Below are 16,543 nucleotides of genomic sequence, written 5' to 3'. Positions count from 1 at the left end.
TGTCAAGCACGTTTTTGAAAGATTTTCAAATCGTACTCGCGTCGGCTGTTGTCTCAGCCGGACTGTCTTAAGATTTCTCCCTGACAGCTTATTCAGTATACTCCCGTGTAAAGGAATTGTCAAGGATATATATAGAAATATTCTATATAAAAAGGCCGCCCTCAAAGGCGGCCTTTCCGTAATTCTGTTTCGACTATTCTTTAAACAGTTTGGTCTGTTCTTGTTCGTCGTCTTCATCCGTTCCTTCGATAGCAATCGTATCGAGAGCTGCAACCTTGTCGTCGCCTTCCAGTTTCTGGATTTTGACGCCCGACGTATTACGTCCCTTCTTAATACCAATGCTTTCGATATCGGTCCGGATAACGATTCCGTTAGAGGTAATGAGCATCAGTTCTTGACCTTCGTGAACGACTTCGACGCCGACGATGTCGCCGGTTTTCGGGGTAATCTTGAAGTTCTTGATCCCCTTTCCGCCGCGAAGCTGAACTTTATAGGCATCGACGTTATTGCGCTTGCCGAAGCCTTCTTCACTGACCGTCAGAACTTGGCAGTCTTCCGCCAAGACGTCAGCACCGATGACCATATCCCCTTCAGCCAGGGTAATACCGCGGACACCGCGGGTATTGCGGCCCATGGGACGGACATCGTTTTCATTAAAGCAGATGGCCATACCCAGTTTCGTTGCCAAAATAATGGTCTGGTCGCCGTTGGTCAGGCGCACCTTCGCCAAATGATCCCCTTCCATGAGGGAGATGGCGATGAGGCCGTTGCGACGGACATTCTTAAATTCGTGAAGGACGGTTTTCTTGACCAAGCCTTTTTCCGTTACCATAAAGAGGTTCATCGACGGATCAACCTGATCGAGATCGATGAGGGCGTTGACCTTTTCTCCGTTGGACAGGGGCAGGATGTTGATGGCAGCCATCCCCTTAGAATTACGGCTGTTGGCTTCCGGAATTTCATAGGACTTCAAGCGATAGACACGGCCGAAGTTGGTAAAGAACAAGACCGTATTCCACGCCGACGTGTAGAGCAGGTGGTTAACTGCATCTTCATCTTTCGTCCCCATGCCCTTGATGCCGCGGCCGCCTTTATTCTGCGTATGGTATACATTGGCGTTGATACGCTTCATGTATCCCCGACGCGTCAGTGTCAGAACCATGCGTTCATTAGGAATCATATCTTCGATGGAAAAATCAGAGGCATCGGCAACGATTTCCGTACGTCGTTTATCCCCAAATTTCTTCTTGGCATCGAGGAGTTCTGTTTTAACGATTTCCATGACTTTATGTTCATCGGCTAAAACGCTGCGGAGGTAAGCAATGCGTTCTTCCAGTTCCTTATATTCTTCTTCGATTTTTTCGCGTTCGAGACCGGTCAGGCGGCGCAGACGCATATCGAGGATAGCCACAGCCTGTTTTTCACTAAGGCCGAACTTGGACATGAGGGACGTCTTGGCCACTTCATCCGTTGCCGATTCACGAATGGTCTTGATGACTTCGTCAATGTGGTCGAGGGCGATGAGCAGACCTTCTAAGATATGAGCGCGGGCCAAAGCCTTATCGAGTTCAAACCGGCAGCGGCGCGTGATGACATTCTTCTGATGATCCAAATAGTAGGTCAAGATCTGTTTCAGCGTCAAGACCCGCGGATGACCGTCGACGAGGGCCAGCATGATGACGCCGAAGGTTTCCTGGAGCTGGGTATGCTTGTACAGCTTATTCAGGACGATATCCGGGTTAACATCGGCGCGGAGCTCGATGACGATGCGCATCCCTTTGCGGTCCGATTCATCGCGAAGAGCCGTAATTCCGTCGATTTCCTTATTGCGGGACAAGTCGGCAATAGATTCAATGACCCGGGCCTTATTGACCTGGTACGGAATTTCTGTAACGACGATACGATTCTTACCCTTATTCATCGGTTCGATGGAAGCGCAGGAACGCATCTTGATACTGCCGCGGCCCGTCGAATAAGCTTTGACGATGCCGTCACGACCCATGATTTTAGCACCGGTCGGGAAATCAGGGCCCTTGACCTTGGTCATGATTTCTTCCAGACTGGAATCCGGGTTGTCGATAAGCTGAACACAACCATCGACGACTTCACTTAAATTATGGGGCGGAATGTTGGTCGCCATGCCGACGGCAATCCCCGCCGAGCCGTTTACTAAGAGGTTCGGGATTTTTGACGGCAAGACCGTCGGTTCCTGCATAGAGCCGTCGTAGTTGGGCATGAAATCGACCGTTTCCTTGTCGATATCTTCCAGCATTTCTCCCGTAATCTTTGCCATACGGACTTCAGTATAACGCATGGCTGCCGCCGAGTCACCGTCGACAGAACCGAAGTTGCCGTGACCATCGACGAGGGGGTACCGTGTCGAAAAATCCTGGGCCAAGCGGACGGTCGCATCATAGACGGAGATGTCCCCGTGGGGGTGATACTTACCTAAAACTTCACCGACAATACGGGCCGATTTCTTATACGGTTTGTTCGGCGTCATGCCCGCTTCATGCATGGCGTAGAGAATTCGCCGGTGAACCGGCTTCAACCCATCGCGTACATCCGGCAAGGCACGAGTGATGATGACACTCATGGCATAGTCGATGTACGACGTCTGCATTTCACTTTCCAGACAAACCGGCACAATCTTATCTACTTGTTGTTCGTCCACAAATTTCACCTCATATACAAACTGAAAATAACTGCCGGCCAAAAGAGGTCCTGCAGTCCGAATCTGTTTTGCTATACTGCCCTTCAAAATGGGCGCATACCATTATATTATAGCAAAGTTTTATTGTTTTTAATAGTCCGGCACTAAGATTCAGCATTACAAAAGGCCGCCCAAATGGACGGCCTGTAAATTTAAAGGTTTTATTTTTTATTGCTGTAGCGCCAAATTTTCATTTTTTCGGCTTCTTTGATGAGGTCTTCCCGGAAGTCAGGATGAGCAATGCTGATCAGGCGTTCTGCCCGTTCCCACGTCGAAGCCCCCATGAGGTTGACCATGCCGTATTCGGTAACGACAAAGTTGATTTGGGACCGCGGGTCGGTAATGGTCGTTCCCGGAGCCAGGGTCGGCAGAATACGCGATTCATCGCGGCCGGTCTTCTTATTGTGGAAGGTCGAGCGCAGGGCGATGATGCTCTTGCCGCCCGGCGAACGATAAGCGCCGTCCGTGAAGTCGAGCTGGCCGCCGCTGCCGCTGATTTGCTGCGTTCCTGACGATTCGGAAGAAACCTGGCCGAAGAGGTCGACTTCGATACAGTTGTTGATAGAAATAAAGTTATCCATCTGGGCGATGACGAAAGGATCGTTGATGACGTCTACCGGGTAAGCTGCCAGGTACGGGTTGTCATCCATCCAGTCATAGAGGTCCTGCGTGCCGAGGGCAAAGGACCAGCTTACCTTATTGGGGCAAAAAGCCTTGCGGCGGTTAGTCAGCTGACCGTTCTTATACATCAGATAGAAGGCGTCGACGAGCATTTCCGTGTGAACACCCAAATCCTTCAAGTCCGATTCAGACAAGAGGGCGCCGATCGTATTCGGCAGGCTGCCGATGCCCAGCTGCAGGGTCGCACCGTTAGGAACCTGTTCAACGATCATTTTGGCAATGGTAGCATCGATATCGTCCCCCGTGGCAAAGGGAATCGTTGCCAACGGATGATTGCCGTATTCGACGATACCGTCGATGTCGCTGATATGAATGCATTCGCCGCGGCCGCCGAGGACGCGAGGCATAGCTTCGTTGACTTCGACGATGACTTTCTTAGCCTTCTGGGTAATCGCTTCCGTTGCCGATACAGCCAGGCCGAAGTTGAAGAACCCGTGTTTATCCATAGGGCCGACCGTGATGAGGGCCACGTCGACGTCGAGGAGGTCACGGTACATGGACGGTTTATTGCGATAACACATGGGGATGAAGTTCATCTGGCCGAGAGCGCATTTTTTCCGGTCATAGCCGCCCATATGCCAGTTCATAGCCGTAAAGGCTTTGCGGTCCGGATCCTGTTCGATGATTTGACGGGGAGCGACGGAAAGACACATGCGGACTTTTACGTCCTGCAGTTCGTCCCGCCGGGCTGCCAAGGCCTGGTCGAGGAGAACCGGCTGGGTCGTACCCATACCGTAATCTACCCAGTCGCCTGATTTTACGACTTTGACCGCCTCTTCAGGGGTCATCAATTTTTGTTTGTACATGTCTGTCCATTGAGACATAGAAATCACCCTTTCCATAGTATCTATACTAATTGCATAGTACGACGTTTTACGTTTACTTATAGTCATATTATACGCCGCACAGCCAGTCGTTACAAGCGTTACAGTAAAGTATCACATGCTAATTACGCATAGTTGTCCCGGATGCTGCCATGGAGACAGAATTTGTACACACAAAAAAATAGGTTCACAATATGCGAGCCTATTTTTAGCAGTAAAAAGTGATTTCTTCAAAATGTTCTATCCACCTTTTTACGATTAACTTGTGATTTGCTTCAATACTTCTTAATAAAAAGTTCAAAGCCGATTTCGGAATCCTAGAATTATTATTACACAATAGAGCTCCACCTTTACTCGTAATCCAAATTTTTGTCGCATTTTTGGCAGGAGTTCCCTCTGCAATATGAACATGTATAGGTTCAATAGGGTAGTTTTCATTCGACCAAAAATAAATCACATAGGGACCGATTCTAAATAACTGTGGCATTATGAAAGCCTCCTTCAGCAGCTAATTGCATAATTAAATGCGAATTATCGTGAACGAAAGCATCCCATTCCTTGATATCAGACTCTGAATATCCTTGAATATCCTGCCATTTATAGTTGGGCAGGATGCAAGTTGCATGATTAAAACCTCCATTGCACGGTGTTTCAATATACACTTTTACGGTTCCGTCTCCCTGGATTGACGAATGCGTAATTTCAGTATCGTCCGCCAAAGTCATGTAAGGGTACATCATAAGCGTTCCTCCCTGATATTAATGTTTATTTTTATTATATCACACCCGGCCTCATTAGAATCAACTTACGAGCATACCATCTCCCACATGATGATATGTTCAAGTGCAGGGACATTCACAAGTCACTGCGCCTATAGCGATTGAGTAGAAAAAAGGCACTGCCCGAAAGAAATTTTCCCGGCAGTGCCCCCTTTTACCATATAGCAAGATAGGCTTCCGTTCTATTCGGCCTGTCTCTTTTCAATGATTTCATCCATGATTTTTTTCGGCACTTCTTCATAGGCATAGAATTCCATATTGAAGGTACCCTTGCCCTGGGTCATGGAGCGAAGGACCGTTACGTAATCCCGCATTTCAGCCAAGGGAACCTGCGCCTTTACGACGATGATGCCCTTGCGATTGCGATGGTGTTCCATGCCGAGGATACGGCCGCGGCGGCTGCTGAAGTCGCCCATGACATCGCCCATATAGTCTTCAGGGATGACGACGTCGACGTTGTAAATCGGTTCCAAGAGAATCGGTTTAGCTTCCGGTACGGCCTTCTTTAACGCCTGGCCGGCAGCGACCTTGAAAGCCATTTCTGAAGAGTCGACCGGGTGATAGGAACCATCCGTCAGAGTGACTTTGACATTGATCATCGGGAAGCCGGCAATAAGTCCCTTTTCCAAGGTTTCACGAACACCTTTTTCAACGGCCGGAATGTACTGTCTCGGTACGGCGCCGCCAAAAATCTTATCGACGAATTCAAAGGGTTCGCCCGTCGTGAGCGGTTCGATATCGAGGAATACGTGACCGAACTGACCGTGACCGCCACTCTGTTTCTTATGTTTGCCTTCGGCCGTCGCCTTTTCCTTAATCGTTTCCCGATAAGGAATGTACAGTTCTTCCTGTTTCGCTTTCACACCGTATTTCCGTTCAATCTTGATGAGGATGTGATCGAGGTGGACGTCGCCCATGCAGCGGACGATGAGCTGTTTTCCTTCTACGCTCTTGTCGATGGTGCACGTCGGATCTTCTTCACTGATCCGCAAGAGGGCGTTCATCAATTTTTCTTCTTCGCCCTTCTTTTCCGGAACGAGGGCTACCGTATGGAGCGGGTTGGGGAAACGAATGGGATCATAGGTCACTTGGAAATCAGGAGATGCAAAGGTATCGCCGGTCCGGGCATGAGCCAGTTTCGGCAGGACGACGATATCGCCGGCAATGGCTACGGGGACGGGAATCGGTTCCTTACCGACCAAGGTCAGTACCTTGCCCATCTTTTCGTCTTCGCCCTGGGTTACGTTATAGAGCCGGTCACCTTCTTTGAGTTCGCCCGAGAAAATGCGGACATAGCTGAGCTTTCCGGCGAAGGGATCGACGACAGTCTTAAACACGAAAGCCGTAAAGGGTTTATTGGGATATACCATGACCGGTTCTTCCGTCTTCTTATCGGTCCCCATCATGACCTTCTGCGAAGCATCGGGCATGTACGTAATGATACGGCGCAGGAGTTCAGCCGTACCGATATGGTGGATAACACTGCCGCACATCAGTGGGCAGACGCGGCCCGTAAGCATCCCTTGATAGAGTCCCTTGCGGAGTTCCTCAATCGTCAGTTCATCGCCGTTGAGGTATTTTTCCAACAGTTCATCGTCGCCTTCCGCAGCGGCTTCCATGCACATTTCACGCACTTCACGAGCCTTGGCCATGTATTCCGGCGGAACTTTAATTTCCGTGCATTGTCCGTTATTCCATTCCCAGGCGACCATTTTGCAAACGTCGATAATTCCGCGGAAATCTTTGCCTTCACCGATTGGAATCTGAAGAGGCATGATGGACTTGCCGAATACGGAGCGCAGTTTTTCCAAGCAGCCAAAAAAGTCAGCGTGTTCCACGTCCATCTTGTTGACATAGACCATGCGCGGCAGTTTCAATTCGAGACCGTAGTCCCAAGCCCGTTCTGTATCCATTTCGACGCCCGATTCTGCCGATACTACCAACAGAATGCCGTCACTGGCTCTGAGGGCTGCGCGAACTTCACCGCAAAATTCAGAGTACCCCGGCGTATCGAGGAAATTCAGTTTATAGCCTTCCCATTCGCAAGGTGCAATACTGAGCTGAATCGTTACGTTACGCTTAATTTCTTCCGGTTCATAATCCATAATGTGCTTGTTGTCTTTACCGACGCCAACGGCATCAACGGCACCGCAGGCCAGCAGTAACGATTCAACAACCGCCGTTTTACCGGCGCCATCGTGCGAAAGTACAGCAACGTTGCGAATTTTATCACTTGTGTATTCTTTCATAAAACAATCGCCTCCTATGGAATCAGTTACTATTATATATTCGCTGTAAGGCAGGCAGATTCCTTTTTTCTCTTGCATTTTTTTAAAAATTATTATGCAAATTCTAAAAACATAAAAAAATTGGACCCGGATAGAAATCCGAGTCCAATCTCAGGGAAGAGAAAGAGTATGATTATTTTACGTCAGTGTTGTTAATGCTTTCGACCAAAGCATCAGCTAAGTGTTCCAGTTCTACCGCTTTGTCGTCATGCATGGCCGAAGCGAGGGACAGACGTTCGTTGAGGATGGTCATGTTGGAAAGGTTATTGTCGATGAATTCCTGCATCAAATCGCCGGATTTTACAGCCCAGGAACCGTTTTCGATCAGGGCAATGGTACGATTCTGTACGTGAAGAGCCTTCATGTGTTCGAGGAAGTCCAGCATGACCGGATAGATGCCCAGGTTATACGTTACCGAAGCCAGTACCAAGTGGGAGAGCTTAAAGGACTGGGAAATCAATTCCGAAACGTGAGTTGAAGAAACGTCGCAGATCCGGATATTGGTGACGCCCTTTTCGCAAAGTCTCGAAGCCAAGTTCTGAGCAGCGGCTTCCGTGTTGCCGTACATCGAAGAGTAGGCAATGAGGACGCCTTTTTCTTCCGGTGTATACGTGCTCCAGCGCTGATATTTGTCGAGCAGATAGCCGAAGTCTTTTCTCCAGACCGGACCATGGAGCGGGCAAATGACCTTAATCTTATCCAAGACCGTCGCAGCTTTGCCCAACAGGTGCTGTACGTGAGGGCCGTATTTGCCGACGATGTTCGTGTAATAACGGCGGGCTTCATCGAGCCAATCGCGGTCGAAGTTGACTTCATCGGCGAACAATTTTCCGTCAAGAGCGATGAAGGAACCGAAGGCGTCTGCCGAGAAGAGGATGCCGTCGGTGAGGTCGAGGGTGACCATAGCTTCCGGCCAGTGGACCATCGGAGCTTCTACATAAGTTACGGTATGTTTACCGAAGGTCGTCGTGTCACCTTCCTTGACTTCGATCAATTCCTGGTTATCGATTTTAAATCCGAACTGACGCATGAGCATGAAGGATTTTTCCGTGCTGATGATTTTAACATTCGGATAACGGAGAACGATTTCTTCCATGCTGGCGCAGTGGTCCGGTTCCATATGGTTAATGACCATATAATCGAGGTCGCGGCCGTTGAGAACGTGTTCTACGTTTTCTAAGAACTGACGGCAGACAGCCCAGTCAACCGTGTCAAACAATACCGTCTTTTCGTCGAGCAAGAGGTAAGCATTATAAGAAACGCCCAAGGGAATGGGGTGAATATTTTCAAACAAATGTAATCGATGGTCATTAGCACCGACCCAAGAAACATCTTTCGTTACTTTGCGTACGCAATACATAATTTATCGACTCCTTTCGCCGCACTATTCTTGAATGAAATGACTCTTTTCTTCAGCGCATTCCGGGCAAACCCAATCATCAGGCAGGTCCTTGAACAAGGTTCCCGGTGCAATATCAGCTTCTTCATCACCTAATTCAGGAATATAGACATAGCCGCAGCCGTTGCAGACATATTTCGGGCCAATCGGTTCCGGTTTAGGAACGACCGGGCGTTTCATCTTAACCATCGGCGGAGCCGGCTTTTTATCTTCCAGGCCGAGTTCCTGTGCTAAGAGCGGCAGGATTTCCTGAACGTCGCCGACGATACCGTAGTCGCAGTTTTTAAAGATCGGAGCGTTGCCGTTTTTATTGATAGCTACAATGGTAGATGCATCTTTGATGCCTTTCAAATGCTGTTTCGCACCGGAAATACCGCAGGCAATGTACAAGTTGCCCGTGAACTTCTGGCCGGACATGCCGACATAGCGATTGAGCGGGACATAGCGAAGGGTTTCAGCAACCGGACGGGACGAGCCGATAGCAGCCCCGGCAGCCTTTGCCAAATCTTCGATAAGCTTCATGTTTTCTTTTTTCCCAATGCCCTTGCCAGCTGAGACAACACGTTCTGCCTCAACAATAGGCGTATCTGCTGCAATACCGACGGAGAAGTCATATCCGTCATGTCTGAGGGCGTCTGCGAGGGCTTTGACTTTGTCTTTTGCGCTTCCGTCGCGAAACAACTGGTTTTTGCGGATTCCCGTAACCGGAGCGGCTTTCTTCGGAGCCGAGCTGCGGCCGGCACCACCGTCAGCTTTGCCGATTTTGCCCAACAAGTGAGCAGCAATGACGACGCGCTGAATTTCATTGGTACCTTCGTAGATCGTCGTGATCTTAGCATCGCGGTAAGCACGTTCGACGTCCATGCCTTTCAAGAAGCCGGAGCCGCCGAAGATCTGAAGGGCTTCGTTGGTGATTTCGATGGCCGAATCCGAAGCGTACATCTTAGCCATAGCCGCTTCCATGCTGTACGGTTCGTGTTTTTCTTTTAATTCAGCTGCCGAATAAATCAGGTAACGGGAAGCACGCAGCTTCGTCGCCATATCTGCCAGTTTAAAGGAAATGCCCTGGTGAATGCCGATAGGCTGACCGAACTGGATACGTTCTTTGGCATAGTCAAGCGCACTTTCATAAGCGCCCTGAGCGATACCCAGTGCCTGAGCACCGATACCGATACGGCCGCCGTCAAGAGTTGCCATAGCGATCTTGAAGCCCTGGCCTTCTTTGCCGAGCAGGTTTTCTTTCGGAACTTTGACGTCATTGAAGATCAATTCTGCCGTCGAAGACGAGCGAATACCTAATTTATCGTAATGGTCGCCGAAGCTAAAGCCTTCCCAGCCTTTTTCTACGATGAAGGCCGAAATGCCTTTGGTGCCGATATCCGGAGTCGTAACAGCGAAGACGACGTAAATATCAGCTTTCGGAGCATTGGTGATGAAGATCTTACCACCGTTGAGCAGGTAGTAGTCCCCTTTATCGACAGCCGTCGTTTCCGTACCGCCGGCATCGGAACCTGCATTTTCTTCAGTCAGACCGAAGGCGCCCAGTTTTTCCCCTTTTGCTAAAGGAACCAAGTATTTTTTCTTCTGTTCTTCATTCCCGAAGGCTGCGATCGGATACGTGCCCAACGAGGTGTGAGCCGACAGGATAACGCCGACACCGCCGTCAACGCGGGAGAATTCTTCAACAGCAATGGCATAGCTGGTGACATCGAGGCCTGCGCCGCCGTATTCCTTCGGATACGGGAGACCCATCCAGCCATGTTTGCCCATAGCCTTTACGATTTCATCCGGGAATTCATTGTTCTGGTCCAGCGAAAAGGCGATCGGTTTTACTTCCGCTTCCGCAAATTTGCGGATCTCTTTTCGTAAGGCTTCATGTTCGGCAGTTGTTTGAAACAGCATATCATACTCCTCCTTTATGGATACAACTTGATTAACTATTCTTTCCTATGATTTCCCACAGGCTTTTTGCACGCAGCTTTTGATTGATTTCTTCTTGAACGACGCACAAGTTCAAGTGGATTTTGCAAATCCCGTGAGTCCTGCGCCATTCACAATCATACGAACCCTGCATGCATGCCGTTACATGGGCATCCCCCTCCATAATCGTAATCAGATCATAGAGGCTGACGTTCTTTAAATCTTCGACTAAGTGGCAACCACCTCCCGGTCCTCTGGAAAGCTTAACAAGCCCAGCTTGCGATAGTTTTTTTAGGATCTTGTAAGTAAATGCCTGCGGAACCTGTTCATCTTCGGCCAGCGAACGCACACTATGCTGTTTTTCGTCCGTCAAGGCACGCAACATCCGCAACGCATAATCCGTTTGCCGATTCATAAACATAAAAAGCACTCCGTATTCGTAATTAGTATTTGTAATTCTTGCCTCTATCATATTTTTTGGACAAAAAAAGTCAAGAGTTATGGGTATGCTAAAAAATTAAGATGTAGCCTACATCTATGAGTATTCTTAAAAGATTGAAACTTTATCACTGATAACCATTATTATTATTTCTTAGTGGCACTATAGCCATCCCCTTTCCCCTAAAAGGTAAAAAAATAATTCTTTCTAAAAAAGAAAAGAATTATGCAAAAAAAGAGATCTCCTGTGACTGCTAGTCATAGGAGACCTTTACATTATATTTTATGCCGTTTTTGCAAGTACTAATGATACCATGATTTCGACGCCGATGGGCAGGCATTTTTCATCGACGGCAAAATGTGTATTGTGCAGGGGATAGACCGTCTGCCCCTGGGGCGTCGCACCGAGCCAGAAAAAGCCGCCGTCAAAGTGCTGCAGGTATCCTGAAAAATCTTCAGCCGTCATAGCCGGTTCCTGAACATCCGCCAATCCTTCGTCTCCCAGACACTGACGGACGACGCCGGCAATAAAATCGGCCTGAACCGGCGTATTGCGGACAGCTGCATAGCCCCGTTCGTAATAAAGGGTGCTTTCCGTCCCGTACATGGCGTCCATGCCCTTCAGCGTATCCTGAAGATACGTTTCGACAGCATCTTGTGCTTCTTCATGATAGGTCCGGCAAGTCCCTTCAATTTCCACGGTGTCGGCAACGACGTTGTACCGCGTACCGCCGGTGATCTTACCGAAGGTCAAGACCGCCGGATACAATGGATTTACCCGACGGCTGACGATGGTCTGGGCCGCTGTCAGGAACTGAGCTGCCGCAACGATGGTATCTACCCCTTTATGAGGCATGGCGGCGTGACTGGTCTTGCCTTTCATGACGATGCGAATGTGATCCGATGCAGCCATCATCGGCCCCGGCAAGACGCCAATCGTGCCGCTGGGCAAGGTCGGCCAGACGTGGAGGCCGTAGACGGCATCGATGCCGTCGAGAGCCCCGGACGCAATCAACCCCTTAGCACCGCCGACAGGTGATTTTTCTTCAGACGGCTGGCAAATGAAGACGACCGTCCCCGAAAGGTCGTCCTTTATCCGGCTCAGCACTTCCGCTGCCCCGAGGAGAATGCTCATGTGGCCGTCGTGGCCGCAGGCATGCATCTTACCGGGAGACTTCGAAGCAAAGGGAAGTCCCGTTTCTTCCGTCATCGGCAGGGCGTCCATATCGGCCCGCAAAGCGATGACCGGGCCCGGCTTTCCCCCTTTTAAATAGCCCAAAACAGCCGTCGTACCGGCGACGTGTTCCTCGACCTCCACGCCGAAAGAGCGGAGTTTTTCCGCCATAAAGGCCGCCGTATTCACTTCTCCACCGGATAGCTCTGGATTTTCATGAATATGACGCCGCATGGCAATAATATCCGGCGTAACTTCGTTTATTATCTTCTTTATACCCCTCTTATCCAGCATCATAAATCCCCCTATTTATGAATTATTATTTATAAAATATGGTTAATAATACCACCGCTTTTATAATAATACAATAGTTTCTTTTATTTTATTCAGTAAAGAATAGTATGCATCAGGGGATAAGCTTTCAATACCCGCGACAAAGTGGACTGATTTGGAGTATAATAGACCATAATATGTTTAAAGGAGGATCACTCATGAAAGCATTTGATACTGAAAACAGTGCCTGGTCCCGCTTTTCAGCCGAACAGCGCTACCAGATGGAAACGTACAGCAACCAATACCGTCAATTTCTCGACACAGCCCGGACGGAACGCCTGGCCAACAAGGAAATACTCCGCCAAGCCAAGGAAGCCGGCTTTAAGCCCCTCAGCGACTATACCAGCCTCAAGGCCGGCGATAAAGTCTATTGGGACCAAAAGGGAAAATCGGTCATCTTAGCCGTCATCGGCTCCTCGCCCATTGCAGAAGGACTCAAGATTGTCGGCTCCCACATTGACTGCCCCCGCCTCGACGTCAAGGCGATTCCAGTCATTGAACAGGATAAAATCGTCTACTTAAAAACCCATTATTACGGCGGCGTCCTGAAGTACCAGTGGGTCTGCATGCCTCTCTCCCTCATCGGCGTCGTCTATAAGGCAGATGGAACGCGAATCGACGTCTCCATCGGCGAAGATCCTAACGACCCGGTCCTCTTCATCAATGACCTCCTGCCCCATCTCGGCAAGGATCAGGCCGCAAAAAAACTGAGCGAAGCCATCAGCGGTGAAATGCTCATGCCCCTCGTCGGCATTCACACGGAAGAAGAAAAGACGAAACCGGCCATCTTGACCCTCTTAAAAGAAAAATACGACATCGAAGAAGAAGACTTCACCAGTGCTGAACTGGAAATCATCCCGGCCGTCAAGAGCCGCGACGTCGGCCTCGACCGCTCGATGATCATGTCCCACGGTCACGACGACCGCGTCTGCTCCTATGCCAACCTGGCCGCTATCCTCGATGCCAAGGCCGGCGAAAAGACACAGGTCGCCCTCTTCGCCGATAAAGAAGAAATCGGCTCCGTCGGCAACACCGGCGTCCAGTCCTCGTACTTCCCGGACTTCATTGCCGAACTCCTGGCCCTTCAAAACCATCCGGAAGAAATCTGGCTTCGCCGGACCATGCGCAATAGTGAAGTCTTGTCGGCCGACGTCTCGGCCGCCTTCGATCCCGTCTTTGCCGACGCTTATGAAAAACAAAACTCGGCCCAATTAGGCTACGGCATCTGCTTGTGCAAATACACCGGCGCCCGCGGTAAGGGCGGCAGCAACGATGCCAATGCCGAATTCATGGCTAAGATTCGCAGCATCTTCAACGAAAACGAAGTGCCCTGGCAGGTCGGCGAACTCGGTAAGGTCGATCAGGGCGGCGGCGGAACCATCGCCTACATCATGGCTGACTGGGGCTGCGACGTCGTCGACTGCGGTGTTGCCATGCACAGCATGCACGCTCCTTTAGAAATCGTAGCCAAGGCCGATGCCTACAGCGGCTACCTCGCCTATAAAGCCTTCTTTGAAAGTAAATAGGCGGCTAACGTAAGAAAAAAAACGACATAAAACGAACGCTCCCTACCGTCAGCGATAAAAAATTTGACGGTAGGGAGCGTTTTTTTGGCCCTTCAGGCCCCTCTTTCGTTACGAACCTTATTGATTTTTACCCGGCAGCCTTTTATAAGCCTCATGGAGCCAGGCTAACAGATCTTGTTCGCGGCGAATGGCCCGCTCTAAAATCAAGGCGTGGCCGAAATGAGTCTCTTCCTTGCCTTTTTCGGCAAATAATGCCTTCCAGCGCGACTGCAAATAATCGAGTTTTTCTTCATGGCGCAAAATTTCTTCCTGAAACAACGCCACCAGCAGCGGATTCTCTGACGAATCCATAAAATAGACCTTCATGGCAAATTCGTCTCGCGTCGGCGGCAGCGAACTCAACGATTCCGCCAGCCATTCATTAAATAAGGCTTTCCCGGCCTCCGTAATGGTGTACTTTTTCTTAGTCAGCTTACTGCCGACAACCTCTTCATGACCGATGATGAAGCCGTCCTGTTCCATGCGACTGAGCTCCGGATAGATTTGGCTGTGATTGGAGTACCAAAAATCACCGATTTCGCCTTCAAAGGCTTTCTTTATATCATAGCCCGCCAGGGGCTCCTTTGACAGTAACCCTAAAATGACATATCTCAATGTATTCTTTTGAGCCACGACAGTTCACCTCTTTCAAATTTCGGATGAGTAAAAATAGTTAAACCAAACCTTGACTTTTCCTATTACTAAGTATATCATATGCAGTGTAAATAAACATGTAATTATTTACATGTTATAGTTTAAGTGTTTATCATACATTGCCCCCATCCTTCGCAGGAGTTCAACATACAGGAGGTTATGACCATGGAATTCAAAGAATTAGACGATTTTTTAGGCACCCATTTTATTTACACCTACGATAACGGCTGGGAGTACGAATGGTATGCCAAAAACGACCACACCGTTGATTACCGCATTCACGGGGGCATGGTCGCCGGCCGTTGGGTAACGGACCAGCCGGCCGATATCGTGAAATTGACCGACGGCGTTTTTAAAGTTACCTGGACGGAACCGACCGGCACCGACGTCGCCCTCGATTTCATGCCCAATGAAAAGAAGATGCACGGCACCATTTTCTTCCCGAAATGGGTCGAAGAACATCCAGAAATTACGGTCTGCTACCAAAATGAACATATCGATCTCATGCATGAATCCCGAGAAAAATACGCCACCTATCCGAAACTGTTAGTCCCGGAATTCGCCATCATTACCTACATCGGCAAGGCCGGCCAAAACAACGAAGACGTCATTGCTGAAGCGCCTTACAAAGGCATGACCGACGATATCCGTGCCGGCCGCTATTTCGACAGCGCCTATAAGCGCATCAAAAAATAATATCCGGAATGCAAAAGAGACTGTGCATAGAATGTGGATTAAAAACCTCATTCCGACACAGCCTCTTTTTTTATGTTGTTATGTCGTAGTTTGACGAAGACGATGAATGGTTTGATAAATTCCGTACATGTAAAGGGCCACAGCCACCCAGGCAAAGCAGAAGGTCAACAGAAGCGGTTCCGTAATGACTTCGCCGGACAAGACGCCGATAATCAAGGTAATGCTCGGTGAAAAATACATTAAGATGCCGCCTGTCGTCATGGGAATGCCTTTGACACCGGCCGAAAAGAGCATCATCGGAACGGCCGTAACGACGCCTGTCGCCGGCAGGAGCAGCCATTGCCAACCGTTGAATGTGCCTGCCGCGCCGATACCATTGGCTTCACTAAAGAGAATAAATGCCAAGGCCAGGGGGACCATGGAAAAGGATTCAATAAAAACCGATACCTGGCTGTCGAGGACGACCTTTTTCTTAATCATACTGTACGTCGCCCAAGTCAGGCAAATGATAAAGGACAGCCAAGGCACGACGCCATAGATAAAAAAGGCCAGGGCCAATCCAAGACCGGCCACAAAGATGGACAGCTTCTGTATGGGCCGCAGTTTTTCCCGGAAAATCAGGCCGCCAAAAAAGACGACGACGATAGGATTGATAAAATAGGCCAGACTTGCTTGCAGAATAAAGCCCCGCGTCGTCGCGTAAATATAAGAACCCCAGTTAAGGGTGATAAAGATACAGGCCCCGGCAATATAAGGCCACTGCCAGCGCTCCTTGGCAACGCCTTTCAGGCCCGGCAGGAGATGTTTTTGGAGAATCAAGAAAAAGCAGAACACCGAAGCCCAAATAATACGAGATGCCAGCGTATACAGCGGCGGCAGCTGACGCAAAAGCAGCCAAAAGGCCGGAAGCACGCCCCAAATGACCTGACTCAGAATAAAGTAAACATAATAGATTTTCGTTCCCTTCATGGCACACCTTCTTCCTGACAAAATGATTACACCATCATCTTGCGCTACGAGTCCCCTGTTTGTCAACCGTTTTTCCGTCAATAAAATTTCCAGTCTGCGTCATTTGATGT

The 16,543-nt window shown here is 49.3% G+C and carries 13 protein-coding genes and 1 pseudogene; 2 read left to right on the top strand and 12 right to left on the bottom strand.

Annotated elements, in window-relative coordinates:
- Positions 1 to 193 precede the first annotated feature (193 nt).
- The 10 genes and pseudogenes from gyrA to A0U42_RS06570 form a co-directional block, all read right to left on the bottom strand.
- Entirely contained in the window at positions 194 to 2,674 is a 2,481-nt protein-coding gene (gene gyrA / locus A0U42_RS06610) for a DNA gyrase subunit A (protein WP_065360361.1), read from the bottom strand.
- A gap of 200 nt (positions 2,675 to 2,874) precedes the next feature.
- Positions 2,875 to 4,218 carry an acetyl-CoA hydrolase/transferase family protein gene (locus tag A0U42_RS06605; protein WP_065360360.1) on the bottom strand — a complete coding sequence of 448 codons (1,344 nt, stop codon included), beginning with the start codon at positions 4,216 to 4,218 and terminating at the stop codon, positions 2,875 to 2,877.
- Positions 4,219 to 4,426: 208 nt separating this feature from the next.
- Positions 4,427 to 4,705, bottom strand: coding sequence for a DUF4160 domain-containing protein (locus tag A0U42_RS06600; RefSeq protein ID WP_065360359.1), 279 nt, complete (start codon positions 4,703 to 4,705; stop codon positions 4,427 to 4,429).
- The gene (locus A0U42_RS06595; protein WP_065360358.1) at positions 4,689 to 4,958 is read right to left on the bottom strand and encodes a hypothetical protein; all 270 of its coding nucleotides are present in this window, start codon (positions 4,956 to 4,958) and stop codon (positions 4,689 to 4,691) included. The genes A0U42_RS06600 and A0U42_RS06595 overlap by 17 nt, the downstream gene beginning before the upstream one ends.
- 221 nt (positions 4,959 to 5,179) lie before the next feature.
- Entirely contained in the window at positions 5,180 to 7,246 is a 2,067-nt protein-coding gene (fusA, locus tag A0U42_RS06590) for an elongation factor G (protein WP_065360357.1), read from the bottom strand.
- Positions 7,247 to 7,418: 172 nt separating this feature from the next.
- On the bottom strand, positions 7,419 to 8,645 hold the full coding sequence (locus A0U42_RS06585; RefSeq protein ID WP_044502839.1) for an FprA family A-type flavoprotein: 1,227 nt from the start codon (positions 8,643 to 8,645) through the stop codon (positions 7,419 to 7,421).
- Between the two features lie 24 nt (positions 8,646 to 8,669).
- Positions 8,670 to 9,365 carry an FAD-binding protein gene (locus A0U42_RS11895; RefSeq protein ID WP_227163197.1) on the bottom strand — a complete coding sequence of 232 codons (696 nt, stop codon included), beginning with the start codon at positions 9,363 to 9,365 and terminating at the stop codon, positions 8,670 to 8,672.
- An 81-nt stretch (positions 9,366 to 9,446) separates the two neighbouring features.
- Positions 9,447 to 10,586: pseudogene (locus tag A0U42_RS11705) on the bottom strand (acyl-CoA dehydrogenase); the annotation flags it as partial.
- Positions 10,587 to 10,617: 31 nt separating this feature from the next.
- Positions 10,618 to 11,025, bottom strand: coding sequence for an Rrf2 family transcriptional regulator (locus A0U42_RS06575; RefSeq protein ID WP_044502840.1), 408 nt, complete (start codon positions 11,023 to 11,025; stop codon positions 10,618 to 10,620).
- Positions 11,026 to 11,325: 300 nt separating this feature from the next.
- A complete protein-coding gene (locus tag A0U42_RS06570; RefSeq protein ID WP_065360356.1) occupies positions 11,326 to 12,510 on the bottom strand; it encodes a M20 family metallopeptidase in 1,185 nt (394 codons plus the stop codon).
- A 197-nt stretch (positions 12,511 to 12,707) separates the two neighbouring features.
- Here A0U42_RS06570 and A0U42_RS06565 point away from each other — a divergent pair, with 197 nt between their 5' ends.
- Positions 12,708 to 14,075 carry an aminopeptidase gene (locus A0U42_RS06565; RefSeq protein WP_065360355.1) on the top strand — a complete coding sequence of 456 codons (1,368 nt, stop codon included), beginning with the start codon at positions 12,708 to 12,710 and terminating at the stop codon, positions 14,073 to 14,075.
- Between the two features lie 117 nt (positions 14,076 to 14,192).
- On the opposite strand, the gene A0U42_RS06560 is transcribed toward A0U42_RS06565, so the two are convergent.
- Positions 14,193 to 14,747: a PadR family transcriptional regulator gene (locus A0U42_RS06560; protein WP_065360354.1), complete on the bottom strand. Its 555-nt coding sequence runs from the start codon at positions 14,745 to 14,747 to the stop codon at positions 14,193 to 14,195.
- Between the two features lie 186 nt (positions 14,748 to 14,933).
- Here A0U42_RS06560 and A0U42_RS06555 point away from each other — a divergent pair, with 186 nt between their 5' ends.
- The gene (locus A0U42_RS06555) at positions 14,934 to 15,464 is read left to right on the top strand and encodes a phenolic acid decarboxylase (RefSeq protein ID WP_218055531.1); all 531 of its coding nucleotides are present in this window, start codon (positions 14,934 to 14,936) and stop codon (positions 15,462 to 15,464) included.
- 78 nt (positions 15,465 to 15,542) lie between these two features.
- Here the strand turns inward: A0U42_RS06555 and rarD are convergent, their stop codons facing one another.
- The gene (rarD, locus tag A0U42_RS06550) at positions 15,543 to 16,433 is read right to left on the bottom strand and encodes an EamA family transporter RarD (RefSeq protein WP_065360352.1); all 891 of its coding nucleotides are present in this window, start codon (positions 16,431 to 16,433) and stop codon (positions 15,543 to 15,545) included.
- Positions 16,434 to 16,543 lie beyond the last annotated feature (110 nt).

The sequence above is a fragment of the Megasphaera sp. DISK 18 genome (assembly GCF_001682955.1).
GTDB lineage: Bacteria > Bacillota > Negativicutes > Veillonellales > Megasphaeraceae > Megasphaera > Megasphaera massiliensis.
This window is presented reverse-complemented; position numbering and strand designations above follow the sequence as displayed.